Origin of the sequence: Alteromonas mediterranea DE (assembly GCF_000020585.3) — a bacterium.
GTDB lineage: Bacteria > Pseudomonadota > Gammaproteobacteria > Enterobacterales > Alteromonadaceae > Alteromonas > Alteromonas mediterranea.
Map to the genome: position 1 here is coordinate 3,538,558 of NC_011138.3, position 26,615 is coordinate 3,565,172.

A 26,615-nucleotide genomic window follows, 5' to 3' on the forward strand; every position below is an offset into this window, starting at 1 on the left:
CACAGAGGTTCAGTAACAATAATTCATTGACCTCTTTCATTCGCGCAACGCATCAATGCAAGCTACAATGCACAATAATGGTGCAAAGGAGACGAGCTCGGATGCATTCAACCGAGTTAGAGACACAACAGCTAATTAATAGCCTTAATACCGCGTTAGTGATGGTGGATAATAAGCTGACTATTGTTTACGCCAACCATGCTGGCGAAGCCTTGTTTGAAACGGGCTTAAAGCAACTTATCGGGCACCCTCTTCAAGATTTTTTTCTGCCAGGCACAATAGAAACAACGCGCCTAAAAGCCGCAATAAGAAAAGGCGAAGACTTTACAGAAAATGAAATTAAATTAGCGTTCAGAGATAATCGCTATGTATCTGCCGACCTCACGGTGACGAACTTACATTTCGAAGACGGGCCTAGACTGCTTTTTGAAGTTAAAAAAATTGACCAACAAAAGCGTATCTCACGGGAAAACCTACAAAATGCACAGCATTATGCTGCTCGAGAGCTAGTGCGAGGACTGGCTCATGAAATTAAAAATCCGTTAGGCGGAATTCGTGGTGCAGCCCAGCTGTTAGAAAAAGAGCTATCAGAAGAGCATAAAGAATTTACCCGCATGATCATTGAGCAGTCTGATCGTTTGCGCAATTTGGTGGACCGTTTATTAGGGCCAAATTCACTTCCTAGATTTGAAGAAAGCAATGTGCATCAAGCGTTAGAGAAAATACGTAGCTTGATGCGCTTTGATTCAGACAACCCGATTACTATTGTGCGCGATTACGACCCGAGTATCCCCCCATTATTGCTTGATCCAGACATGATTCAACAGGCGGTACTCAACATTGTTCGCAACAGTGTACAGGCGCTAAACGAAAGTCAAACACCACATCCAGAAATTAGGTTGGTTACACGTATTGAGCGCCAAATGACAATTCAAACCAAACGGTATGCACTTGTCGCGAAAATAAAAATTATTGATAACGGCCCAGGTATACCTCCCGAAATAAAAGACACGCTTTTCTACCCCATGGTCACAAGTAAACAAAATGGCTCTGGGCTGGGTTTGTCTATTTCTCAAACCCTTATTAACCACCACGGCGGCAAAATAGATGTAGACAGCTACCCTGGTCACACTGAGTTCGTAATTTATCTACCAATAGATCGTAAGGAGACAGACGATGACGAATGAGTCTGTGTGGATTGTCGATGACGACAGTTCTATTCGTTGGGTGCTGCAAAAGGCCTTACAAGCAGCAGATATAAGCTGCTTAAGTTTTGAAAACCCTGAAGATTTATTGCTTCAACTTCAAAGCGGTCAAGCACCTGAAGTCATCATTTCAGATATTAGAATGCCACAAATGGACGGCATGGCATTACTGAACGAAGTGCATGCTTCGCACCCCATGCTGCCCGTTATCATTATGACGGCGCATTCGGATTTAGATAGCGCGGTTAACGCCTATCAAAAAGGCGCATTTGAATATTTGCCAAAGCCATTTGATATAGACGAGGCGGTAACGTTAACCCAGCGTGCGCTTGCTCATTCCAGAGAGCAATCCACGGTTTCCAAAGCGCAAGTCGAAGACGTGGTAACGGAAATTATTGGCGAAGCCCCTGCCATGCAGGAAGTGTTTCGTGCCATAGGTCGCCTGTCTCGCTCTTCAATCAGTGTGCTTATCAACGGTCAATCGGGTACGGGTAAAGAACTCGTCGCGCACGCTCTTCACAGGCACAGCCCCAGAGCCAGCAAACCCTTCATCGCCCTTAACATGGCCGCCATTCCAGCAGACCTTGTAGAGTCTGAGTTATTTGGCCACGAAAAAGGCGCGTTTACCGGCGCACAAGCCGCCCGCCAAGGCCGCTTTGAACAAGCCGACGGCGGTACATTATTTTTAGACGAAATTGGTGATATGCCTCTTGATGTGCAAACCCGCCTTTTGCGCGTGCTAGCCGATGGGCAGTTTTATCGCGTGGGTGGTCACCAGTCAGTAAGCGTGGACGTGCGCATCATCGCCGCCACACACCAAAACTTAGAACAAAGGGTTGCTGAAGGTAAGTTCAGGGAAGATTTATTTCACCGCCTAAATGTTATTCGCGTGCATCTTCCATCACTCAACGAACGCCGCGAAGATATTCCGCTGTTAACACGCCACTTCCTACGCCGCGCTGCCAAAGAACTTGATGTTGAAGCCAAGAGCATATCGAAAGACGCTGAGCGCGTAATGTCGCAGCTTCCCTGGCCTGGCAACGTAAGGCAACTAGAAAACGTATGCCGCTGGCTAACGGTTATGGCAAGTGGGCAAGAGGTCCTTCCCAGCGATCTACCTCCTGAAATCCACAGCGATAGTTCGATTGAAAAGCCAAGTGCAGAATCAGGTGACTGGCCAGACTTATTAGCAAGTTGGACCGACAAACAGCTGCGCGACGGCCATCACAACATCTTAAACGATGCCATGCTTACCTTTGAGCGCGTGATGCTTGAGCGCGCGCTACAGCATACCCACGGCCATAAACAAGACGCTGCTAAGCGGTTAGGTTGGGGGCGCAATACATTAACCAGAAAGCTTAAGGAGCTTGGCGTTAATTAACCATTTACTCCCTGAGCGTTTATATACCAAGCGCTAATGCACTTAATCATTATGCATTAGCGCTTACGTACACAGCGACCGCGAATTAGGCTACTGACCTTTGGTTAAAAGTGCCGTCATGCCTTGGTTAAACAATCTTACCCACTTCATACTGAACTGCCCTTTTGCGCTGCGGTTAATTTCAATCACTGCGTCTTTCTTAGATAGTACGTTATCTTCATTGTGCGCTCTCGGGTGCGTCATTGCATCGTAGGTATCAACAATGGCAAGTAGTTTGGCGCCATCGCAGATATCGTCTTCCTTAAGGCCAAGGGGATAGCCAGTACCGTCTGTGCGCTCGTGGTGCTGCATCACAATCTTGCGTGCCATGTCCCACTGGTCCAGGTGTTCCAATAGCCGAGCACTTTTGTAAACGTGGGAGCGCATAAGATTAAACTCAATCTCACTTAACGTGTCGCCTTTGTGCAGTAGTTTCAACGGCATAAAGGCCATTCCAAAATCATGGACATAGCTGGCAACAGCAAGCTGATCTTCATCAATGGGATTTTCAGCCACATCATTTATATACATAGCCAATTTCGCAATACGATCACCTCTACCAGCCCAATAGTCTGATCGACGCTCTATCGATTGCATTAGATCGCGAAAGAACAATATATCTTGTTTTTTCTCGCTACTAATATCTTTTGGAATACCCGTAGCCGCTAAGGTTGGTGGCTTTATTTGAACACGTTGCGGGTCGTCGTCGCTGCTTACAACATCAAGTGCGGGGTTAAGTAAAAGCACTGCTTCGGTAAGGCGCTTTTCATGATCAGCGGCATTATCAGGCGTAACTCGGCTAATTGCTAAGACGAGCTGATTATGAAGGCTATCATCATAGTCGGCTTTACCATTGGCCATAACATTTTCAACGAAGGCTTTTACCCTATCCATCGTTAGCAGCACTAAGTCACTCATGGTGCTGGTATAGGCAACCTGCCCTTTGCGAAGGTAGTCTAGTAGGTCTTCAACATGCTGTAGAAGCGGGATCATAGGCGAAAAGTTAACTAACCCCAAATCGCCTTTAATGGTATGAATTGAACGGAAAAGCGCGCGCTGCAACTCGTTATCTTCAGGGCGAAGCTCTAACTCAATCAACGTTTGCTCACTTGATTCATAGAGTTCGTTAATTTCCTCCATTAGGTCAGCAAGAATATCCTCTTCTAGGTCATCTGGAGTAAATGTCTGCATATTGTTAATTACCGAGTTAGGTTCGCTTAAGCTTTCTATTATTGTAATCGGGTATCGGCAAAATTTCCTCATACTAAAGGTGATAAACACAACGACTTTTTCAACTTATGACCGAATGCATCAATAGACCTATAAAAACTCATCGGACAAGTGTACGCTGAAACTTCATCTATACTGCGCGCGTCAATTGTATCTAGGAGTTGTTTTGATCGCTTTATTCCGCATCCCCGCACTATTTATCGGATTCTTACTAATAAACATCGTGTTGCTGCTTGTTTGTATTGTAAGGCCATTTCATAAAGATAATGTGCATGCTGCAGGTAGCCTATATTCGCTAATGGCGAAAATCGTTGGGCTTAAGATTATTATTAGAAAAGATCCTGCCGTAAAAATTAACGAACCTTATGTATTTATTGCTAATCACCAAAATAGTTTTGACGTCATCACCATATGCAAAGCGGCCCTACCGGGTGTGGTAACAATAGGCAAAAAAAGCCTTAAGTGGATACCTATTTTTGGTCAAATTTACTGGCTATCGGGCAATATAATGATAGACAGAAAAAATTCAGGTAAAGCCCGAAATACGCTGGATATTGCAGCTAAACGTATTGCGAAAAAGAAGACGTCAGTGTGGTTATTTCCAGAAGGTACGCGCAGTTATGGCCGTGGAATACTGCCTTTCAAACAAGGGGCCTTCCGGTTAGCAAAAACCACTAACGAATCCGTAGTTATGGTTACTGCAAGCAACCTACATAAAAAAGTAAAATGGAATCGCTGGGATAATGGCATTGTGCTCATTGATATTGCAGCTCCTCAGCCGCTTACCGACGCGCATACCATTAAAGAATGGATGACCCATTTCAACGATGAAATGAAACAAAAGTTCGACGCGCTCAATACTCAGGTCGATGAACTGGAAAAAAGCAGGTAAACTTGCGTCAAAATTGCTAATGAGTATTTATTATGAATCAGTTCGATGAAAGAGAAGAGTGGTACGCGTTTAACCAAGAAACCATCGATGCCCTTCTAGAAGATGGCAGTCAAGCCGATGCCGACTATACCATTGAGCATCACTTCGCGAGTACCGACTTTGACGTGCTTGAAAAAGCCGCCGTCGACGCCTTCAAAGCGGGCTTTGAAGTCACTGATGCAGAAGAGTTAATGTTAGATGATGGCGAAACCATTTTTTGTTTCGATGCCGTGGTAGAAAGAAAGCTTGATATTGAAAAGCTCAATGCCGACGCTGACGCGCTGCTCAAAATTGCCGATAAGCACGACGTTACCTACGACGGCTGGGGAACCTATTTTGAACCTCGCGAAGAGGGTGAGTATGAGGAAGAGGAACATCACCTGAACGATTAACCATCTTGGGTTACACCCGATTGCTGATTAAGCGTTAAGTTAGCCTTCAGCTTTTGTTCATCTTTTTCCGTCAACAATGACAGGGTCATTATCGATTGGAAAAGGATGGACAGATGAAGAATTTACTTTGTGCACTAACCACATACCCTGCTGTGGCGGCATTGCATCTAGCACTCGTTACACCTGTGCATGCAAGTACCGAACTTGAACCACAAACTAAGACCGTTGAATCGAAAGAGTATCGTTACGATAAGCCCTTTACTCCTTCAGCTTCTCTTGAGCCTAAAACCACAGGCATTGTAGAGAGCGACGAGACAGTATCACAACGTGTTGATGAAGCCACACAACAAAGCACTCACTTAGTCAAAACCCAAACACATACGCAGCATCTCGGCGTAAATAAATCTTCTAGCGATATCGTGGTAAGCAGTATTAACGAGTTTTGGATTTATGAAAGCTGGGTAACGCTAAGTCAGGACATCGACTATGATGGCTATCATTCAACATTTTCTATCGAATTTGATGCCGATACGATTTTCACACGAGCGCCAGTGTACGCCGTACTGTATTTAGGCAAGAATGATGTCTATGAAGCCATTCACGTCACTTCAGATTTCTACATCTACTCAGAAGACTCTACCGACACTTTTACCATAGAAAGTGCGTTAGTCTCTGGCTACCCGTCGGACGAGTACGATATTTTATTAGAGCTTTATGATGCGGACACTGAAATGCTTGTCGTCTTTACCGACCCTTATGATGACAGCGCACTGGCTTACCTTCCCCTTGAAAGTGAAAACCACGAATTTGTTCAAGAGGACACGATTGTCATCGTCGAGGAACATGGCGGTACTTGGACCTTTCTAACGTTGTGCTTGCTAAGCGGCATTGCACTTATCCGTAGAGCCTCAACAGCGCGTCGTTAATAAACCGCTACAAACGCGAATGTTTTTTTAAAAAGCTGTGCCAAGACACAGCTTATGGCTATTTCTTACACTAAAGTCTATTATATAAGTTAAACCTTCTCTATCAATTAACGTTGATTCGCCAATGTACCCATAAAAACAGTACATACTGACGCTTTCAATTGGTGTAATGCTATGAGCATCGACAATGTTAACTTGTTTAATCTTCTGGAAAATACGCACATTGGCGTGGTTATTCACAATGAATCAGGTGCCGTGGAGTACGCTAACCCTGCGGCGTTGGCAATTCTTAACCTAAACATAGAGCAACTCAAAGAAAAAAGCCTGGATGTGGACGCTTGGGAGTTCATAGATATGCAAAATCGTACAGTACCGTACAGCGAACTCCCCATCTCCAAGGTATTAAACGCTGGTAGTGCTATTAATGAACAGATATTAGGTACAACCCACCATGAAACGGGCCAGATTACATGGCTTAGCGTCAATGCCTACTCAGAGAAGTATGAAGTCAATGGCAAGACCCCGTCATTTGTGGTGGTTTACTTCGTTGATATTACGAAAAAAGTGAACAACTTTTCTTATAAAGATATCGTGCAAAACGCACAGGATATGATTTTAGTCACTGAAGCAAAAAATATTGATGCTCCACTTTCTCCCAAGATATTTTATGCGAATGAAGCATTGTGCAGGCATACAGAGTATACGCTTGAGGAACTAATTGGTAAAACGCCGCGAATATTTCAAGGCACACTTACCGACAAAGAGGCGACTCAGCGCATAAGGCAAGCGCTACTTGAGCACCGACCATGTACTGAAACACTGCTTAACTACACAAAAACAGGTAAGCCGTTTTGGGTTCAAATGAATATATTTCCACTCACAAATGACTATGGCGAAGTTACCCATTTCGCGGCGGTACAGCGCGATGTTAGCGAGACGAAGTTTCAAACCGAGCAATTAGATAAGCGAAACGCAGAACTTAAAAGAATTAAAGATAATTTAGAGCAGCTCGTTAATAACCGCACTAGGGAGCTGCGCTCTGCTAACCTGAAGCTAGAGAAATTAGCTTATGTTGACGCGCTAACACACATACCGAATAGAAGAGCATTTTTAGACAGCCTTAAAAAATTCCTACATCTTGCCTGCCGAAATAAACAGGCGATTTTAGTTGGTATTGCCGATGTCGATCATTTTAAATCGATCAATGATCAATTTGGCCATGCATTCGGTGATGATGTACTCGTTACTGTTGCACAAACTCTACAAAAGCTATTTCGTCAGGAAGATTGCATAGGACGAATTGGCGGAGAGGAGTTTGCATTCTGCATGTCGCTACCTACACCAAGGGCTGCCAACCAGTTGCTTGAAAGATTTCGCGAAACGATATGTCACCTTCATACCACCCAACCAATATTAAAAGGCCGAAACGTAACCGTGAGTATTGGCGCGGTGTATACGCAAAAAACGGAAAATACAGAGATAAAAGCATTACTTAAAGCCGCAGATGATGCGCTTTATAAAGCCAAAAATAGCGGTCGAAATGCTGTTGAATGTACGCTAGATGTAGATGTTTTGGTGACGCCCAAATTAGTAAAAGAATGTAATTAAGGGTACGAAATAACAAGCCCTACCTACTTTATAGAAAGCAAAGCCCCGCAAACGCTACGGTGAACAAGCATAAATGGGGCATGCAAAAGGTTTAGAGACTGTAACTAATTTTGTGTGCTGTCATCTGAGTGAATTGAAGTGTCCACGTCTTCTACTTCTACGACAACTTTTTCAACGAGTTTGACTCGCCCGTGACTGACTAATGCCTGCCTCAACACATACTCTATTTGCGCATTTACACTGCGTAAATCGTCGGCTGCCCACCGTTCCATGGCGGCAAGCACATTTTCATTTATCCTAAGTGGATACGCTTTTTTCTTTGCCAAAACAAAAACCTTATGCGCCGCAGTACGCTGCGGTACGCCACTGTGACGCGGTAGATACAAATGTGAATTAGTAAATTGTGCCTGTGTTAATCACAGGTTGCGTTGATTTATCGCCGCACAAGACGACTAAAAGGTTGCTTATCATTGTTGCTTTGCGCTCTTCATCAAGCTCAACTACGCCCTTTTCATTCAAACGTTGAAGAGCCATTTCTACGGTTCCTACCGCCCCATCAACAATTTGTTTTCGTGCAGCAACAATAGCCGATGCCTGTTGTCGTTGTAACATTGCACTGGCTATTTCTTGTGCGTAAGCAAGGTGACTAATACGAGACTCTAGAATAGTTATGCCCGCCTTGGCTAAACGAGCCTGTATTTCTTGCTGAAGGCGTTCTGATATTTCAAGTGGATGACTGCGAAGCGCCACTTCTGCTTGTTCGTCGTCTCGCGGATCATACGGAAAACTGCTCGCCATATTTCTAATAGCCGATTCACTTTGTATTCTTACAAAGCTTTCGTAATCATCAACATCAAATACTGCTTCTGCGGTATCTGTTACTTTCCACACCACTATGGATGCAATCTCGATAGGATTACCCTGATTGTCATTCACTTTAATTTTTGCGCTTTCAAAGTTACGAATGCGAAGTGAGATATTTACTTTGCGAAAAAATGGAATAGTCCAACGTAAACCCACATCCGACACCGTACCTACATAGCTGCCGAAAAAGGTCATCACTTTGGCCTGATTTGGCTGAACCATAAAGAAACCACTCCACAAGCTAGCTACTAATAGGCTTAGCACTCCACCGGCTTCTGCATTCCCTCCCACCGCATAGAAGAACGCAGCGCTTTGCGCCAGTAACAGTACGCCAATCATCAAATATCCATTTATTGAAAACCCATTCTTTTCTTGCATAGCTCTTACCTTTGATATCATTTTGATATCTTTATAATAGAAAAAAACGAATTTGACGAACAATGAAGTGTTTCCATATGTGTCAAAATAATTTCTATTTTTAACTTTCCATCAACATTTTTTGGTAACTCTATGAAATAGATGCCAGAATAAACACAGGTCATCGTTTATTATGGACGTACGCATATGCCTGAAAAATCTAATAGCGAAAACAGCGCTTCTCCTATTCGCCGAACCCTATTGAAAGGCGGTCTTGCCTTAGGTTTAACGGCAGGCGTTACGCCATTTGCCATCGGAAAAGCGAAACCCACCTTGCGGGTAATGGGTACCCACGTAACTCTTCAAGAGACTATTCGCCAGCGCGCTATGGAAGACTTAGGCATTAACATAGCGTTCGAACCCGGAGGCAGTGCTGCCGTCCTACAAAAAGCCTCCATGATCCCAACATCATTTGATTTATATGAGCAGTGGTCTAATAGCATAAACGTATTATGGCGAGCCCGTGCCATTCAGCCAATTGAAAAAAAGCGTCTTCAATATTGGGAAGAAATTAACGATTTAAGTAAAACCGGGAAACTAACCAAAAATGCGCGCATGGGCGCAGGCGATGCGCCTCATAAAATTTTAAACGTTCAAGATGATGGCACGTTAGGCGAAAACCACACTGATGGCATAAGCTTTCTACCCTACGTTCACAATGTAGACTCTTTCGGCTACGATACGTCGAATCTCCCTACCGAACTTCAAGGTCAAAAAGAAAGCTGGGGGTGGTTACTAGACAGCCGCTACTCTGGCAAAGTAGGCATTGTAAACGACCCAACCATTGGCTTGTTCGACTTGGCGTTAGCAGCCCAAGCTAAAGGCTTCATGCAGTTTCAAGATATAGGAGCTATGACTGAATACGAGCTCGATGACTTATTTAATCTCCTTATCGAGCTAACCCAGTTAAACCACTTTAATGGCTTTTGGACATCGGTGCCCGAATCTGTAGAATTTATGAAAAGTGGTCGTGTTGCCATAGAAAGTATGTTCTCGCCCGCAGTATCTGCACTTAACGGTCAAGATACCCCCGTTACATTCGCGGCACCGAAAGAAGGGTACCGCGGCTGGCACGGCGTAATGTGTTTATCCTCGGCAACGAATGGCAGAATGAAAGATGTTGCATATGAATACATGAACTGGTGGCTTTCTGGCTGGCCAGGCGCGTTTATCGCCAGACAGGGCTACTACATCTCAAATCCACAGCGCTCTGCGAAATATTTATCACAGGCAGAGTGGAACTATTGGTACGAAGGAAAGGTTGCCTCGGAAGCGTTAAAAGGAACCGATGGCAAGATAAGCGTTAAAAAGGGAGCACAGCGAACGGGGGGCAGCTATGAATCGCGACTCAGTAACGTTGCGGTTTGGAATACGGTTATGCCAACCTATGAATATAGCTTGCAGAAGTGGTACGAGTTTATTACCGCTTAAATCTACGAAATTGGCCATTCGCTAAATAAAATAAGGTCTCGACAGCTCACATGTTATCGTCAATTCGAATACAGCTTATCACGGTATTTCTTGCTTTGATCACCTTAATATTAGTGCAAGGTTTCATTGCTAGAAAAAACCAAGAGGTGCTGAACGAGGGAATTTCTTTTGCCTCAAAAGCCGTTAACGACGTAGGTATAGTAAAAGAATTAGAGCGTGATGTGGTAGACCTTCAGCGCAACGTACTTATCTTTAAAGAAAATGCCAGCAAATCTGCAATAACGCGGTTTAGTCGGCTCATGGTTACCATTAACGCGAAACTCGATAAGCTGGCACAGGTTGATGAAACGGGCGAACTGCAAGATGGAAACTATATCCTTACGAGGATGAAAGAGCACCTTAATGCCTATCAACAAAACTTCACCCAGGTTGTCGACGCGCGCTCAGAACGAGACAACTTAGTTGCAAGGGGGACCCTTTCAGATATCACGGCGCTCGAGGCAACCCTGAACGACGCCCAAACCCAAGGAAAAGTGTCACCTGCAATGGTAGAAGAGGCAAAAATAACACTGGTTCGAGCCGAAAATGCCATGTTGAAATATATAATGAAGCCTGACATGCAGTACATAAAATCTTTCAACGAAGCTGCGGACTCACTAAAAGAATTAAACCTTTCCTCGGAACAGAAACTTACGCAAAGAATTGAACGCCTTACCGATAGAATAAAGAACGACTTTTTTAAGTTAACGCAAATAACCCAGGGGAATTTATTTCTCGTCAATGTTGTTATGGCCGGCTCTGCTAACGAGTTTCTTTATCTAAGTGGAGAACTCGCGAAGAAAGTCAGTACCGACTCTGAGGTAATAACTAAGCGAACCTATCAAACTGCCGAACAAACTCAGCGCAATGGCGAACTTTTTTCATTTATCGCTATTTTGCTCGCATTCGCTGCCGCACTCTTTTCCACATTTCGAATTCTTGAACCCATACGCTCTATTACAGAAGTGTTCAATAAGCTTTCTAAAGGCATTCAGATATCTAATATACCGGGAAGTAGACGCAAGGACGAAATAGGTAAGCTCGCCAAAGCAGCGCTTGTTTTCAGCGACAAAAACCGCCAGACCGAAAAGCTCTTAGATGAGTCGCGTAGCATGAACTCGCAGTTAGAGGGCTTAAATAAAGCGTTAACTGAATCAAAAATAAAAGCAGAGAAAGCGACTGCCTCAAAAAGCATATTCCTTGCGAACATGAGCCACGAAATTCGAACGCCCATGAATGGCATTATTGGGCTAATTGAACTTGCTCAGCAACAAGAGCTATCGCCCACTGTAAGGGGCTACCTTGATAAAGCGGCATACTCAGGGCAAATTCTTATTAGTGTAATTAACGACATACTCGATTTTTCCAAGATAGAGGCTGGTAAGCTGAAAATAGAAGAGGTGAGCTTCTCTTTACATTCACTGTTCGATAATTTGATAGCCGTGATTGCGCTGCGCGCAAAAGAAAAGAACTTATCGGTTCATTTTAACGTTAACCCTATGCTCCCGCCTCAGGTCATTGGTGATCCTTTGCGCATTGCACAAATCATTATGAATATTGGCAACAATGCAGTGAAATTTACCGAGCAAGGACGCATTGAAATAGCCTTCGACGGGACGCTGAATGAAAAAGGCAACCGCCTTAACCTTACTATGCGTATTACCGACTCGGGTATCGGCATGAGTAAGGCTCAGTTAGACAAGATTTTCAAACCTTTCACTCAGGCTGATGGCTCTACCAACAGAAAATACGGCGGAACCGGTTTAGGGCTTGCGATTGTAAGTCAATTAACTGAACTGATGAACGGCCGAATTGATGCGTCATCGACAATGGGCAAAGGCAGCACCTTCGAGGTAAACCTTCCGCTTAGAGCATTTAAAAACCAGCCTGGCGTATTAGAACAAACGCCTCAACTTCCTGTTGGTAGCGTGTATGTGACTGATGCGCCCTTACTGCCCACCTCTTATTGTACGCAAATTCAGCTTTCGAGCGAGAATGTACTGACGCTTGAAGAGGCACAAAACACTCCTTCTTTACCCGACTATATTATTGTGGATATCCATGAGTTTGGTGCCTTTAGACAGAACATTAGCTGGCTAAACAGTCTACTCGACACAGGTAAATCTGTGGGGCTTGTCATGGAAAGTGCAGGTAGCGCATTACAAGCTAAATACGATACGCTTTGGAAAGGCCCGTTAATCATGCATCCTTTTACGCCTGCGCAGTTTGAGCGCTTTGTGAACCAGGTTATCTCTAAAGATTCGAATTACGAGGGACAACACTTTAATGAGGAAGCTGAAGAAACCCCACTTGAAGGCCACATATTGCTAGTAGAGGACAATAATATTAACCAACTCGTTACGGGTGAAATGCTTACTAACCTAGGGCTTACTTTTGACATTGCCGAAGACGGGAAGCAAGCGGTACAAAAACTAGAAAATGCACCTCAATACGACCTTGTGCTAATGGACGTACAAATGCCGGTAATGGACGGATATGAAGCGACCCGTCAACTTCGAGAGAGAGGCTTTACTGATGTTCCGATTATTGGCCTATCAGCAAATGCCATGAAAGAAGACCGGCAAAGTGCTATGGATGCCGGTATGAACGACTACTTAACAAAGCCGATTAAGCAAAAATCGTTAATTGGCATGCTCAGGCGATACCTTGTGAAGACGGAAAGGTAGGTATTCACCGCTATTTTATGCAACATCGTTAAATAGCGAACTAAACGTTGTGCTGCTTTTTTTCAGCAGCTAGGAAAATAACAAAGCACAAAAAAAGGTTGCCTTGGTTGGCAACCTTTTTCGCGTTTACTTCACTGTAATGGCTTACAGCGCTTTTATGGTGTCGAACTGCTCTTTAAGTTTGGCTAGGGCTTTTTCGCCCTCTTCTAACTTACCGCGTTCTTTTTCAATAACCGCTTCTGGTGCATTACTTACGAACTTCTCGTTACCTAATTTGCCACGAGTACGAGAAACATCTTTCTCGATTTTCTCCATGGCCTTAGTAATACGAGCAAGCTCTGCGTCTTTATCGATAAGCCCTGCCATTGGGATAAGAATTTCCATCTCGCCCACAAGCGCTGTGGCGCTGGCTGGTGCTTCTTCACCGTCTTTCAATATAGTTACGGTTTCAAGCTTAGAAAGCTTATCGAGGAACGCTTTAGCCGCATCAAGACGACGCGCGTCTTCATCGCTTACGTTTTTAAGTAGCGCGTTAAGCGGTTTGTTTGGCGAAATGTCCATTTCACCGCGGATATTACGAATACCCACGATAAACTTCTTCACCCACTCGATATCAGCAAGTACTTTGTCGTCTTGTTTTGCTGCATCAACCTCAGGGAATGCCTGAACCATAATGCTGGCGCCCTCTTCCACCTTAAGCGCACTTTGTGGCACAACGCGCTGCCAAATAGTGTCGGTGATAAATGGCATTAGCGGGTGCAACAAGCGAAGCAGGCTTTCAAGCACATTGATAAGCGTATGGCGTGTACCGCGCTTTTCAGCGTCGGTGCTGGCATCGTTGCTAAGCACAGGCTTAGTCAGCTCTAAGTACCAGTCGCAGAACTGGTTCCAGGTGAACTCGTAAACCGTTTGCGCAGCAATGTCGAAGCGGTAGTCTTCAAGGGCCTTTTCAAACTCAACCAGGGTTTGTTGGAACTTCGCCCAAATCCAGCGATCGGCCATGCTAAGTACCATTTCGCCACCGTCACGACCTGTGTCGTGCTCTTCTGTGTTCATCAATACGAAACGCGATGCATTCCAAATTTTGTTACAGAAGTTGCGGTAGCCTTCAACACGGGCCATATCAAAGTTGATGTCGCGGCTGGTTGACGCCATAGCAGCAAAGGTAAAGCGAAGTGCGTCTGTACCGTAAGCCTGAATACCGTCAGGGAACTGCTTACGCGTGCGCTTGGCAATCTTTTCAGCCAGCTGCGGCTGCATCATGCCTGCGGTACGCTTAGTGACTAGCGACTCAATATCAATACCATCAATCAAATCGATGGGGTCAAGCACGTTGCCCTTTGACTTTGACATTTTATCGCCGTTCTCATCGCGAATAAGACCAGTGATGTAGATATCTTTAAACGGAATTTTGCCGGTGAACTTCTTGGTCATCATGATCATTCTGGCAACCCAGAAGAAGATGATGTCAAAGCCAGTTACTAGCACTGAAGACGGTACGAAGGTTTCTAGATCTGGCGTTTCTTCTGGCCAGCCCATGGTCGCGAACGGCCATAGTGCACTTGAGAACCAGGTATCGAGTACATCGTCGTCTTGTGAAAGGGTTACCTCACTGCCAAGGCCGTGCTTTTCACGTACTTCTTCTTCGGTGCGGCCAACAAAAACCTTGCCGTTTTCGTCATACCACGCCGGAATACGGTGTCCCCACCACAGTTGACGTGAAATACACCAGTCTTGAATGTTGTGCATCCACTGGTAATAAGTTTTGTTCCAGTTCTCTGGCACAAAACGAATTTCACCGCTTTCCACTGCTTCAATAGCTGGCTTAGCAAGAGACTCAACGGCTACATACCACTGGTCAGTAAGGTATGGCTCGATAACCGCTCCGGTTCTGTCGCCACGCGGCACTTTAAGCTCGTGCGGCTCAATCTTAACCAACGAGCCTTGGGCTTCTAGGTCAGCAACAATTTGCTTACGCGCATCGAAGCGATCTAAACCGCGATACGCTTCTGGCGCATCATCGTTAATTTTCGCATCGTCGGTAAGAATGTTGATCATAGGTAGGTTGTGACGCTTACCCATGTCGTAGTCGTTAAAGTCGTGAGCTGGCGTAATTTTAACGCAGCCTGTACCGAATTCTTGGTCGACATAGTCATCGGCAATCACAGGAATTAAACGGCCAGTAATCGGCAGCTTAATTTCTTTGCCGATAAAGCGTTGATAACGCTCGTCATCGGGGTGAACCGCAACCGCTGTATCACCTAGCATGGTTTCAGGGCGGGTAGTGGCTACCACTAGCTCACCGCTACCGTCAGCTAACGGGTAGCGCATGTGCCACATGTGGCCGTCTTCTTCTTCGTTTAGTACTTCAAGATCAGATACTGCTGTGTGAAGCACTGGATCCCAGTTAACCAAACGCTTGCCACGGTAAATAAGGCCTTCTTCGTGTAGTTTAACGAACACTTCCGTTACGGCTTTAGACAGGTCTTCGTCCATGGTGAACACTTCGCGAGACCAGTCAGGTGACGTACCTAAACGGCGCATTTGACCGGTGATCGTTCCGCCGCTGTGCTCTTTCCATTCCCACACTTTCTTGATGAAGTCTTCGCGACCTAAATCGTGGCGCGTCTTGCCTTCAGCGTTAAGTTGGCGTTCTACCACCATCTGGGTAGCAATACCGGCGTGGTCAGTACCCACTTGCCATAGCGTATTGTCGCCCTTCATGCGGTGATAACGGGTTAAGGCGTCCATAATGGTTTGCTGGAAACCATGGCCCATGTGAAGGCTACCGGTAACGTTTGGTGGCGGAAGCAAAATACAATAAGGGTCGCCGCTACCTGAAGCTTTAAATAAACCCGCCTCTTCCCATGACTTGTAGCATTGCTGCTCGATGGACTGCGGTTCGAAGGTTTTATCCATTACACACTCTCAAATTGAAGCTAAACGCGAATGATTTATGCAGATTTAAACTGCATGTTGCATCCAGCTTGCTGATAGTTTTTGTATCTTACCCGCGCGGCCTGTTTGGCGTTCTCGTCCACGGGTACAAAATCGATGATTTGACGATGCTGGTTGGGTGAAGGCACCATACCGGACCCCACATTAACCACCATTTGTCGTCTGGCTACCTGCTCTGGCCGCCAACAAATTTCCACCGGCGTTCCTGATTGCGGCCCTTCACCATAAAGGTTATGGGGAACAAAACGGTCAGCCGGCAGCTGCCACAACAATTCATCAACTTCTTCAGCCTGCGCCTGTGTATCGCACAGCACGCTAATCTTTTGCTTATTGGCAAACGCTGAGGCAATAACTTCGCTGGCGCGGCCTGCCACACCATTGTCACTGCTGGTAAGTTGATAAAATATCACTTGTGGCATGAATGATTAGTCCTCTAACTTGATATCAGCGCGGTTCATTAGGAACTGAGACAGCATAGGCACTGGACGGCCTGTTGCGCCTTTGTTCTTACCACTGCGCCATGCCGTACCGGCAATATCAAGGTGAGCCCAGTTGTACTTCTTAGTGAAGCGCGACAAGAAACAACCCGCCGTAATTGACCCTGCTGGGCGACCACCAAGGTTCGTCATGTCGGCAAACGGGCTTTCAAGCTGCTCTTGGTAATCGTCCCATAGCGGTAGACGCCATGCGCGATCTGAGCTTTGCTCTGATGCATTAAGTAGCTCGTGAGCAAGCGGATTGTGCGTGCTCATCACGGCTGTTGCATGGTGACCAAGAGCAATAATGGCCGCGCCAGTTAGTGTGGCTACGTCAATCACTAGCTCTGGGTCGAAGCGCTCTACGTAGGTTAGCGCATCGCACAATACCAAACGACCTTCCGCATCAGTGTTTAGCACTTCAACGGTTTGACCCGACATGGTAGTTAGAATGTCACCCGGACGGTACGCTTTGCCATCTGGCATGTTTTCACAGCCTGCTAATACGCCAATAACGTTAATTGGCAGGTTAAGCGCCGCGATAGTGTGCATAGTACCTAGCACACCTGCCGCACCACCCATGTCGTACTTCATTTCATCCATGGCTTCGCCAGGCTTTATTGAAATACCGCCCGAATCAAACGTAAGGCCTTTACCTACAAGTACAATTGGCGCTTGATCAGCAGGACCACCGCGATGATGCATAATACTCATCATGCTTTCGTTGTCTGAACCACGACCAACAGCTAAATACGCTTGCATACCAAGCTCGGCCATTTGGGTTTCATCCACCACTTCAGCGGTTACGCTATCGTATTGGCTAGCCAGTTCTTGCGCTTGCTGCCACAGGTACGCTGGGTTACAGATATTTGGCGGCATGTTCGCCACGTCTTTGGTTACTTTGGCACCACGAGCAACGGCCAGGCCATGCTCAATGGCACGTTCACCCACGGTAAGTTCACGGCGAGTAGGCACGTTAAATACAATTTTACGCAGCGGACGACGAGGCTCGCCTTTTTTCGTTTTAAGCTGCATAAAGGTGTACAGCGTGTCTTCAGTTGCTTCTACCGCTTGGCGCACTTTCCAATAGGTATCGCGACCTTTAACGTGAAGCTCGGTTAAGAAGCACACCGCTTCCATTGACCCTGTTTCGTTCAAAGTTTGGATAGTTTTCGCGATAATGTTTTTGTACTGGCGCTCGTCTAATTCGCGCTCTTTACCACAACCGACTAAAAGCACGCGTTCGCTGAGTACGTTCGGTACATTGTGTAGCAACAACATTTGGCCCGCTTTACCTTCTAAGTCGCCGCGGCGCAACAAGTTGCTGATATAACCTTCACTGATTTCGTCTAGTTGTTCTGCCACTGCCGTAAGGCGGCGCGGCTCAAAGACGCCCACAACAATACATGCACTGCGTTGCTTTTCTGGACTGCCACTTTTTACACTAAACTCCACGATATCACCTCGCTTTTCGTCGTTTATAGTTTGCACGATGACTAAAAAATCACGTAACGTTTCGCGCTGCTTTATGTTTTAATACGCAGCATAACTTTTTAGTTCGCTGCAATTTACGCTAACACCTATTGAATATAGGTTAAATTTGCGTCAAAACACCATGCAAACGGTTTATGATTGCAGGCAAAACTTGTAAAAACGGTAAGTTTAAACAAAATTGTGCTTTCTTTCACTAAAATTCCTAATTTTCCGGAAGGGCTGAGATGCTGATATTCCGCTATTTACTTAAGGAAACGCTGAAATCTCAGTTAGCGATTTTCTTCATCCTAATGGCCATTTTTGTCACCCTGAGGTTTGTGCGCGTTTTAGGCGACGCATCAGACGGTGATATCCCTGCTGGCCTAGTACTTGGCTTCCTAGGCTTATACGCCCCTATTCTCTCATCATTGGTACTGCCCATCAGCGCTTATTTGGGGATCATGTTGGCGCACGGTAGGCTGTATGTAGACAGTGAAATGACCGTGATGCGCGCCTGCGGCATTAGCGAATGGTATGTCACGCGAGTGATGCTGTTCTTGTCGGTACTTATTATGATTGTGACCGGCGCTATTACCCTTTATTTCGCGCCGCTGGCTGCCGAGAACGAATATCAACTGCGCGAAAAAGCCCGTAACGAAGCGGGTATCTCCGCGCTTATGCCGGGTCGCTTCCAGCAAACGGGTAACGAAAAAGCGGTTATCTTTGTCCACGATGTAGACAAGAACGACAAGCTTCAACGGGTGTTTCTATCGCAAAACCAAACCAGCGATAGCGAAGGTGATGTGCGCGTAGTTTACGCCCAAACCGGCGAAGTGGCGAGCAACCCCGATGGCACCCGAAACCTTGTTTTGAAGCAAGGCGTGCAGTACGAAGGTATACAGTCTGAAAAGGCCTACCGCAAAGTTGAATTTGATGAATACCAAATTCAAATTGCCGATAAGCCTGCTGATGAAACCCGTCGTAAGGTAAGCGTGCTGCCCACCAGCGAACTGTGGGAAGACGACAGTATTGAAGCCAGAGCAGAGCTTCAATGGCGAATTGCTATTCCGCTGTCGATTCCATTTTTAATACTTATTGCGGTACCACTTAGCGCCGTCGACCCTCGACAGGGGCGATTTGGCAAGATGTTCCCCGCCATTTTGTTGTACTTGGGCTATTTCTTACTGTTGTTGGCCAGCAGACGTGTACTGGAAGACGGAAAGATGCCGCCCCAACTAGGACTGTGGTGGGTACATACCATTATGTTGATTATAGGCATTACGCTTATCGTGCGAGATAGGAAAACTGGCACGCAGTTACGCGCATGGATATTGGGGAAGAAATAAATGTTTAAGATCCTCGATTTATACATCGCTCGAACGCTACTAAGTACGATCACTGTCACGCTAAGCGTACTTATTGGCTTAAGCGCGTTAATCAAGTTCGTTGAACAGCTGCGTAAAATTGGTGAAGGCGATTACGACATGCTCGCCGCCTTTATCTACGTGTTATTAAGCCTTCCGCGAGACCTAGAACAATTCTTTCCCATGGCGACGTTGCTTGGCGGCCTTATTGGCATGGGCGTCTTGGCCAGCAATAGCGAACTGGTGGTAATGCAGGCTGCGGGCATGAGCCGCTGGAACATCATTAACTCGGCCATGAAGTCTACCCTTGTCATGATTTTAGCGGTCATGGCGGTGGGCGAATGGGTCACGCCGTTCAGCGAGACCAAAGCTAAACAACTACGCACTGAAGCGATTTCTGGGGGCAGTTTATTTTCATCTGACAAGCTTGTTTGGGCCAAAGACGGCGATAGGTTTGTGAGTATTGGTCAGGTTATCAGCCAAGACTCCCTTAAAGACGTGAGCATTTTTAACTTTAATTCAGACCTGTCACTACAAAGCATTACCTATGCAAAAAACAGCACATATGATGGCGATGGCTGGTGGTTAAGCAACGTAGAAGTCACACAGTTTACGGAAACGCAAGTCTCGGTTGATGACACCGACCGTATGCGCTGGAACTCAACGCTAACCCCAGATAAGTTAGGCATTGTAGCGGTTAAACCCGAGGCCTTATCCATTACTGGCCTGCTTGATTACGTAAATTACTTAGACAATAACGACCAAGACCCGTCTCGCTATGAATTGGCACTATGGCGAAAAATATTTCAGCCTATTTCAGTGGGCGTGATGTTGTTGATGGCGCTTTCGTTTATCTTCGGGCCGTTACGCAGCGTAACTATGGGAGCGCGCGTGATCATGGGCGTACTCACAGGCTTTGGTTTCTTTATTCTAAACGAGGTTTTCGGCCCAGTAAGTTTGGTTTACCAATTGCCGCCCTTCCTTGGCGCATTGCTACCAAGCCTGCTGTTTGCTGCTGTCGCCGGTGTGATGCTTAGACGTTGATAAAGCTATCGGCGCTCGGCTAGTTAAACGGTCAAGTCCTATAAAAAGAGGCATGTTGACGCCTCTTTTTTTATAACTTTTTAGCATCCTTTAATGCTTACAATGCGTTATCACCAGCTCTTATGGTCGTTCGCTTCTTTAGTCAGCTTCAACACTTCTGTTTGTGCCAAGCGGTCTTGCAGCGATTGCTTGTTCTTGTAATCAAACAAAACAAGCAAAGTCCCTAAGCCGCCCAACGACGCAACAAGGCGTATGAACAAACGTGGCCAGGACATTGGCTCTTCTACGGTGCTGTAAATACGTAAACGCCATGCACGCATGCCCAGCGTTTGCCCGCCTCTTCGCCAAAACCACAAGAAGAAACCCGCTATCCATAAACCTACCCAGGTCTGAATAAGCAGTTTATAGCCTGAAGAAGCTTGAATTAAGTCGGCAGGTTCAGCATAACCTTGCAGATCAAGCGCACCATTTTTCAACATAACAACCAAGGTTATTATCATCACCATAGCCGCACACATTCCAACAGCTGTGGCCACTAGCGTATCGTAAATCATTGCCAATAAGCGTCTAACGAATCCAGCTCGCTGAAGCGCCGAGCTATCCGATCCCGCGCTGTTTGTGCTTAACTCATCCTTACTCTTTGGGCGGTTAGATGAGGAGGAGTTCTTCTTAGCTTTTTTATCGTGACGCGCCACAGGTTTCTCTTTACTTCAATAAATGACAATGCGTATTTTGACACAAGCCGCAGATAGCTTAAACAATATAAATGACACTTACTGGCTTTTAATAAAGTTGCAACTACCCGGTTTGCCCCAAGAAAATTTACTGCTTTTTGCATCTAAGTGTCATTGTTAAGCGTTATTACAATTACAAATGGATGACGGAAGTAGATTGCGGTGACGAATATAACTCTAGTAAAAACACTTATAGCAAGTTCAATTGCATTTAGCATTTCCCCTGCATTGGCACTAGATGACCCAGAGGGAGATATCGAGCACATCAGAGTGCGTGGTGATGCTTCCATTAAGGACGGCGAGTTTATCTCCGCTTCACAGGGATGGGTTTCAGGCGATACGCTTATCGAGCGGCCAATGCTTCGCGCTGGTGAGATACTTGAGTTTATACCCGGCATGATGGTGACTCAGCACAGCGGTTCGGGAAAGGCCAATCAGTATTTCCTTCGCGGGTTTAATCTCGATCACGGAACCGACTTTACCGTAAGCGTAGACGGTATGCCTGTGAATATGCGAAGCCACGGTCACGGGCAGGGTTATAGCGACCTAAACTTCATCATTCCAGAATTTATAGACAACCTTAGCTACTTTAAAGGCACGTATTACGCCAACATTGGTGACTTTTCCAGCGCTGGCGGGGCGTTCTTCAACTTGCGAGACGCTCTTGAACAGAACCAGCTCTTTTTAGGCTTAGGTGAATATGGGTTCAAGCGCGCCGTTGCTTTGAATCAGTTTAACGCTGGTGAGAGTCGCGTTGTTACTGCTCTAGAGTATCAAACCTATGACGGCCCATGGACTGACGTTGACGAAGATGTAAAAAAGAAGAACGCACATATCCGTTATATTACGCCCTTGCTAGACGGCCAACTCACAGTAACAGGCATGGCTTACGACAACAGCTGGAATGGCGCTGATCAAGTTCCTGAGCGCGCTATTCAAAGCGGCTTAATAGACCGGCTTGGCTCTATCGACACTCAAGTGGGCGGTGAATCCTCTCGCTATAGTTTATCTGCAAACTATACCAGCGACACGTGGAACGCCTCGTTTTATGCTATCGATACCGACCTCAGCCTTTTTTCAAACTTCACTTACTTTTTAGATAACCCTGCTCTAGGCGATCAATTTGAGCAAGCTGACGACAGACAAATTTATGGTGGCGAACTATTTACCACCCTCCCCCTCGCTATTACCGAAGGCAGTAGCCTGACATTAGGCGGCCAGTGGCGTTTTGATGATATTGATAACGTAGGCTTGTACCGCACGCAAAACCTTCAGCGTTTTGGCACGATTCGAGAAGATGCCATAGAAAGCAACAGCTATGCGTTATTTGCTCAGTCAAACATTGTATTAAGTGATGCACTTAGTCTGTCATTAGGTGGTCGTTATGATTACTTAGATGTAAACGTCAATAGCGATGTAAACGCAAACAGCGGTAGTGCTGACGATGGTATTTTTACGTTAAAAGCAGGCCTGAAATACTTGTTGTCTGAACAGCTCACCGCGTTTGCCAATATCGGTCAGGGCTACCACTCAAACGACGCTCGGGGTGCAACCATCAGCGTAGATCCGGTAAGTGGGGATGCAACCGAACCTTCACCGCTATTAGTAAAGTCTCTTGGTTATGAAGCCGGAGTCAATTTTACCGATAACAAAACTTATAACGTATCAGCTGCATTGTGGCGACTAGAACTAGACAGTGAGCTGGTTTACGTCGGCGACGCAGGTTTTACCGAGGCGAGCCGCCCATCGGAAAGACACGGCATTGAAGTAAGTGCCTACTATTGGATTAGTCACCATGTTACAACTGATATTGAAGCCGCATGGACAAAAGCGAGGTTTAGCGACAGCGTAGAAGGCGAAGGCCGCCATATTGACGGTACAGTTCCGGGCGTTGTGAGCGCGGGCCTGACGTATTTTCAAAACAGCAACCAGCTTGGGTTTAGCTATACGCTGCGAGGTCGTTATTTAAGTTCTCGCACCGTTGAAAGCTTCGATAAAATTTCACCGCCATCAACGTTTTTAATGAATGCACAGGTCGCTTATCGTCAGCCTGAGTGGGACCTAACTTTAGAAGTGCTGAATGCCTTAGACAGTGACGACCATGACATCGACTACTTTTACGCATCAAGGCTGCCGGGCGAGCCAGACGAAGGCGTGGAAGATTTGCATTACCACCCTGTCGAACCAAGAAATGTTCGACTTACTTTTACCCTGAAATACTAACCAGATAATAGTATTCAATAGCCATAGCGGTGCTGGCACTCTCGAGTACCGTTATTTTTTATGTGATTGTTCAAAAAGAGTGCTAGTTTAAATACTTAGAGGCAAATATCTGTGTTAACAGCACGTCTCTTTGTGAAGACAGCCGTAACAATAAAAGGTAGGAGCAACGATGGAACATGAAACTTTGTTCCCTCTGCTGTGTAAAACGGCAGACGGCGACAAAAAAGCCTTCGCAGAGCTTTATAAGATAACCAGTCCGCAGCTTTATGCGGTTGCTTTAAAGCTGTTAAAGCGACCCGAGCTTGCCGATGAGGCCACACAAGATGCCTATATTAAAATCTGGCATAACGCAGGAAATTACCAGCGTGGAAAAGGCACAGTACTTACGTGGATGGTAAGCATTGCACGCTATCGCGCACTAGATTTAATTCGCTATCACAATGTGAGAAACGAAGTTGAGCTTCACGATGACGCGCCATCGGGCGTTGAAGCCACTCAAGCTGTTAAGCTAGGTGCTGAACAAGCAAAATTAGCGACCTGTTTAGATGAACTTGAGGGCCCCCAACGACAAGCTATTCACTTGGCTTACGTGAATGGCATGTCGCATCAAGAAGTGGTGAATCACTTAGCATCACCACTTGGTACAATTAAAAGCTGGATAAGACGAGGCTTGCAAAGTTTGCAGAGGTGCCTATCACTATGAATTATTTAAAAGAAGAACGCTTGAACGCGCTGGCAGCGGAATACGTTGTTGGCACCCTTCGCGGTAAAGCGCGCACGCGCTATCAAAAGTTGATGATGCAGTATCAGGCAGTGAGCGATGCTACAGCACAGTGGGAGCAATATTTAACCGGCTTTGCAGAAACCCTTCCTCCGGTTACACCACCTGCCAATGTATGGGAGAGCATTCAAATAAAGCTTGGACACGAAGCGGCTAACGACGCTGGTATCGCTACTGGTGTAAATACGCCGAGTGATTCGGGTCAGGTGCTCGACTTTGAGAAAGAAAAACAAAAACGCTGGAAAAATCTATCCTTTCTTTCTACCGCTGCCGCATTGGTGTTGGCAGTATTGCTTTTTGTTATGCAGCCTATACCTGCACCAGAGGTATCGCATATTGCCGTGGTCAACAATGCGGACAATACGCCTTTGTGGGTGATAGAGGTCTCTGACGAAACTATGAACGTAAAAGTGACAGACGCCTTTGTTGCACTTGCAGATAAAGATTATGAACTTTGGATGGTGCCAGCAAACGGTGAAGCCCCAATTTCGCTAGGCCTTATGCCTGAAGCTAATGGTGATACAAGAGTGACACCAGATATATTGCTTAGCCAAAGCATTGCAGCACTGGCAGTTAGCCTAGAGGCGCCAGGTGGCTCGGTAACGGGAGCTCCTACAGAAGTGCTTTATATCGCGCCTATTGTTTCAGTATAATTTTCAAGAAAAATCTTACACTTATAAAGGCCACGCATGTGGCCTTTCTTGCTTTTAACCTTTTATAAAAACTTTTCTCTATTTTTTTAAACATTTTTGCATCCAATCTAAAACCTCGGTCGTTTGGTCTTTTGAACTCATAAAAAACAGAGAGACCCAACATGATTCAATTCAAACGCAAAACTTTGTCTGTAGCCGTCGCTGTGACTTGTGCTGCCATTACCGCTGGTGCTATGGCTTCTAGTCACAGAGAAGCGCCTAATATTACGCGCCACCCAGCACTGGACAGCACTGACTTCTATGCTTTTAATAGCTACGAAGAAGGCCGTGAAGGTTACGTAACCTTCATCGCAAATTATATTCCACTACAAGATGCCTACGGCGGCCCTAACTATTTTGCTATGGACCCTAACGCACATTACGCCATCCATATAGATAGCGACGGTGATGCGGTTGAAGATATCAGCTTTGTTTTTAACTTTAACAATACGCTTGCTGCTGACAATGAAGGTATTGCGCTACCGGTTGGCCCAGAAGGCGAGCAAAAAATGGTGAAAGTACCGCTTAAAAACGTAGGGAGTATTAGCGCTGATGATTCAAGCGCTGCAAATTTCTCTGAAATGTATAGCCTGACGATGGTTAGTGGCGATATGCAAACAGGCACACGCACCACGTTAACGCCAGCTATGGGCGATATGTTTAAAAAGCCGCTAGATTATATCGGTAACAAAACCTTCACGAGCGAAGCTGAATACGCCCGCTATGCCGAGAGCTTTATTTATTCATTCAACATTCCAGGTTGTGACGACATGGCTAAGGTGTTTGTTGGACAACGTAAAGACCCCTTCGTAGTTAACTTGGGTAAAACATTCGACCTTGTGAACTATGTACCTGTTGAAGGTGACAGCTCGCCTGGTGCTGGTGATGGCGAAGGGTTCCCGGGCGGTATTACACAAAGCCCGATGAACGATGATTTGGGTGACAAAAACGTGACCGCGCTTTCTATTGAAGTGCCCTCAGCGTGTGTAACTGATGAAGGCAATGGCGTTATCGGCAGCTGGACAACAGCAAGCTTACCACAAGCGCGCATACTTAACCCAGATGCCACCTTTGAAAAGCCTGAAACGAATGGCGGTGCCATGACGCAAGTGTCTCGTTTAGGTAACCCACTGGTTAACGAACTCGTTATTGGCATTGGCGATAAAGACAAGTTCTCTACATCTCACCCAAGTGCTGACGGTCAGTTTGCTGATTATGTCACTCACCCTTCACTACCTGAATTGCTAAATATTCTGTTTAAAGATGCGGTGAATACTACGTTAGGTACTGATATCGAAACCCTTGCACCCACTAACTTCCCGCGTATGGACTTGGTTACTGCGTTTTTAACCGGCTTTCCGGGTGTGAACCAACAAGCTACCGTAACCGCGTCTGAAATGCTTCGTCTGAATACAGGTATTCCAGCAACGCCCGCTGAATCACAGTCTACATTTGGTGTAGCAGGTGATGACTTAGCTGGCTTCCCTAACGGTCGTCGTCCAGGTGATGACGTGGTAGATATCGCACTTCGCGTAGTGATGGGCCGCTTATGCTACCCCATTCCGGTTGCAGGTGAAGATACAGACCTAGGGCTTTGTGCCCCCGAAGATGCAAGTGTAGGTAACGTACCTTTCACTGATGGCGCACCTGTGGATGCAAGTATGATTGACAATTCATTCCCGTACCTTAAAACACCGCTTGCGGGTTCTGAATAGGGAGT

21 protein-coding genes are annotated in these 26,615 nt (G+C 45.9%); 14 read left to right on the top strand and 7 right to left on the bottom strand.

The features are described 5' to 3' along the window. Nucleotides 1–101: 101 nt before the first annotated feature. Both glnL and glnG read left to right on the top strand, forming a co-directional pair. Nucleotides 102–1,187: a nitrogen regulation protein NR(II) gene (gene glnL / locus MADE_RS15690; protein WP_012519621.1), complete on the top strand. Its 1,086-nt coding sequence runs from the start codon at nucleotides 102–104 to the stop codon at nucleotides 1,185–1,187. After that, nucleotides 1,177–2,586, top strand: a complete 1,410-nt coding sequence (glnG, locus tag MADE_RS15695; RefSeq protein WP_012519622.1) for a nitrogen regulation protein NR(I) — start codon at nucleotides 1,177–1,179, stop codon at nucleotides 2,584–2,586. The genes glnL and glnG overlap by 11 nt, the downstream gene beginning before the upstream one ends. 90 nt (nucleotides 2,587–2,676) lie before the next feature. On the opposite strand, the gene MADE_RS15700 is transcribed toward glnG, so the two are convergent. Further along, nucleotides 2,677–3,816, bottom strand: coding sequence for an HD-GYP domain-containing protein (locus MADE_RS15700; protein ID WP_012519623.1), 1,140 nt, complete (start codon nucleotides 3,814–3,816; stop codon nucleotides 2,677–2,679). A gap of 205 nt (nucleotides 3,817–4,021) precedes the next feature. Here MADE_RS15700 and MADE_RS15705 point away from each other — a divergent pair, with 205 nt between their 5' ends. From MADE_RS15705 to MADE_RS15720, 4 genes are all read left to right on the top strand, one after another. Then, nucleotides 4,022–4,747 carry a 1-acylglycerol-3-phosphate O-acyltransferase gene (locus tag MADE_RS15705; RefSeq protein WP_012519624.1) on the top strand — a complete coding sequence of 242 codons (726 nt, stop codon included), beginning with the start codon at nucleotides 4,022–4,024 and terminating at the stop codon, nucleotides 4,745–4,747. Nucleotides 4,748–4,779: 32 nt separating this feature from the next. Continuing rightward, nucleotides 4,780–5,178 (top strand): ribonuclease E inhibitor RraB, encoded by a 399-nt coding sequence (gene rraB, locus MADE_RS15710; RefSeq protein WP_012519625.1) that lies wholly within the window; start codon nucleotides 4,780–4,782, stop codon nucleotides 5,176–5,178. Between the two features lie 113 nt (nucleotides 5,179–5,291). Further along, on the top strand, nucleotides 5,292–6,104 hold the full coding sequence (locus MADE_RS15715; RefSeq protein ID WP_012519626.1) for a choice-of-anchor H family protein: 813 nt from the start codon (nucleotides 5,292–5,294) through the stop codon (nucleotides 6,102–6,104). 174 nt (nucleotides 6,105–6,278) lie between these two features. Then, nucleotides 6,279–7,712 carry a sensor domain-containing diguanylate cyclase gene (locus tag MADE_RS15720; protein ID WP_012519627.1) on the top strand — a complete coding sequence of 478 codons (1,434 nt, stop codon included), beginning with the start codon at nucleotides 6,279–6,281 and terminating at the stop codon, nucleotides 7,710–7,712. A 104-nt stretch (nucleotides 7,713–7,816) separates the two neighbouring features. Here the strand turns inward: MADE_RS15720 and MADE_RS15725 are convergent, their stop codons facing one another. Then, nucleotides 7,817–8,038 (bottom strand): type II toxin-antitoxin system antitoxin, encoded by a 222-nt coding sequence (locus tag MADE_RS15725; protein ID WP_012519628.1) that lies wholly within the window; start codon nucleotides 8,036–8,038, stop codon nucleotides 7,817–7,819. A 67-nt stretch (nucleotides 8,039–8,105) separates the two neighbouring features. Next, nucleotides 8,106–8,954 (bottom strand): SPFH domain-containing protein, encoded by an 849-nt coding sequence (locus MADE_RS15730; protein WP_012519629.1) that lies wholly within the window; start codon nucleotides 8,952–8,954, stop codon nucleotides 8,106–8,108. 186 nt (nucleotides 8,955–9,140) lie between these two features. Here MADE_RS15730 and MADE_RS15735 point away from each other — a divergent pair, with 186 nt between their 5' ends. Together MADE_RS15735 and MADE_RS15740 are read left to right on the top strand one after the other, a co-directional pair. Further along, nucleotides 9,141–10,424, top strand: a complete 1,284-nt coding sequence (locus MADE_RS15735; RefSeq protein WP_012519630.1) for an ABC transporter substrate-binding protein — start codon at nucleotides 9,141–9,143, stop codon at nucleotides 10,422–10,424. Between the two features lie 50 nt (nucleotides 10,425–10,474). Continuing rightward, complete coding sequence (locus tag MADE_RS15740; RefSeq protein WP_012519631.1) at nucleotides 10,475–13,150, top strand: response regulator; 2,676 nt, start codon at nucleotides 10,475–10,477, stop codon at nucleotides 13,148–13,150. A 144-nt stretch (nucleotides 13,151–13,294) separates the two neighbouring features. Here MADE_RS15740 and MADE_RS15745 read toward each other — a convergent pair whose 3' ends face one another. Genes MADE_RS15745 through pepA form a run of 3 tightly spaced genes read right to left on the bottom strand, consistent with a single transcriptional unit; the run spans nucleotide 13,295 to nucleotide 18,039 of the window. After that, nucleotides 13,295–16,069, bottom strand: coding sequence for a valine--tRNA ligase (locus MADE_RS15745; RefSeq protein ID WP_012519632.1), 2,775 nt, complete (start codon nucleotides 16,067–16,069; stop codon nucleotides 13,295–13,297). 35 nt (nucleotides 16,070–16,104) lie between these two features. Next, entirely contained in the window at nucleotides 16,105–16,527 is a 423-nt protein-coding gene (locus tag MADE_RS15750; RefSeq protein WP_012519633.1) for a DNA polymerase III subunit chi, read from the bottom strand. A gap of 6 nt (nucleotides 16,528–16,533) precedes the next feature. Beyond that, nucleotides 16,534–18,039, bottom strand: a complete 1,506-nt coding sequence (pepA, locus tag MADE_RS15755) for a leucyl aminopeptidase (RefSeq protein WP_012519634.1) — start codon at nucleotides 18,037–18,039, stop codon at nucleotides 16,534–16,536. A 263-nt stretch (nucleotides 18,040–18,302) separates the two neighbouring features. On the opposite strand from pepA, the gene lptF reads away from it, so the two are divergent. Both lptF and lptG read left to right on the top strand, forming a co-directional pair. Continuing rightward, entirely contained in the window at nucleotides 18,303–19,403 is a 1,101-nt protein-coding gene (gene lptF, locus MADE_RS15760) for an LPS export ABC transporter permease LptF (protein ID WP_012519635.1), read from the top strand. Continuing rightward, nucleotides 19,404–20,465 (top strand): LPS export ABC transporter permease LptG, encoded by a 1,062-nt coding sequence (gene lptG / locus MADE_RS15765; protein WP_012519636.1) that lies wholly within the window; start codon nucleotides 19,404–19,406, stop codon nucleotides 20,463–20,465. It abuts the gene before it with no gap. Nucleotides 20,466–20,575: 110 nt separating this feature from the next. Here lptG and MADE_RS15770 read toward each other — a convergent pair whose 3' ends face one another. Then, nucleotides 20,576–21,160, bottom strand: coding sequence for an RDD family protein (locus MADE_RS15770; RefSeq protein WP_012519637.1), 585 nt, complete (start codon nucleotides 21,158–21,160; stop codon nucleotides 20,576–20,578). A gap of 201 nt (nucleotides 21,161–21,361) precedes the next feature. Here MADE_RS15770 and MADE_RS15775 point away from each other — a divergent pair, with 201 nt between their 5' ends. From MADE_RS15775 to MADE_RS15795, 4 genes are all read left to right on the top strand, one after another. Then, the gene (locus MADE_RS15775) at nucleotides 21,362–23,422 is read left to right on the top strand and encodes a TonB-dependent receptor (RefSeq protein ID WP_012519638.1); all 2,061 of its coding nucleotides are present in this window, start codon (nucleotides 21,362–21,364) and stop codon (nucleotides 23,420–23,422) included. A 169-nt stretch (nucleotides 23,423–23,591) separates the two neighbouring features. Then, nucleotides 23,592–24,125, top strand: coding sequence for a sigma-70 family RNA polymerase sigma factor (locus MADE_RS15780; protein ID WP_012519639.1), 534 nt, complete (start codon nucleotides 23,592–23,594; stop codon nucleotides 24,123–24,125). Next, nucleotides 24,122–24,856, top strand: a complete 735-nt coding sequence (locus MADE_RS15785) for an anti-sigma factor (RefSeq protein WP_012519640.1) — start codon at nucleotides 24,122–24,124, stop codon at nucleotides 24,854–24,856. The genes MADE_RS15780 and MADE_RS15785 overlap by 4 nt, the downstream gene beginning before the upstream one ends. A 161-nt stretch (nucleotides 24,857–25,017) precedes the next feature. Beyond that, the gene (locus MADE_RS15795; protein WP_012519641.1) at nucleotides 25,018–26,610 is read left to right on the top strand and encodes a DUF4331 domain-containing protein; all 1,593 of its coding nucleotides are present in this window, start codon (nucleotides 25,018–25,020) and stop codon (nucleotides 26,608–26,610) included. Nucleotides 26,611–26,615 lie beyond the last annotated feature (5 nt).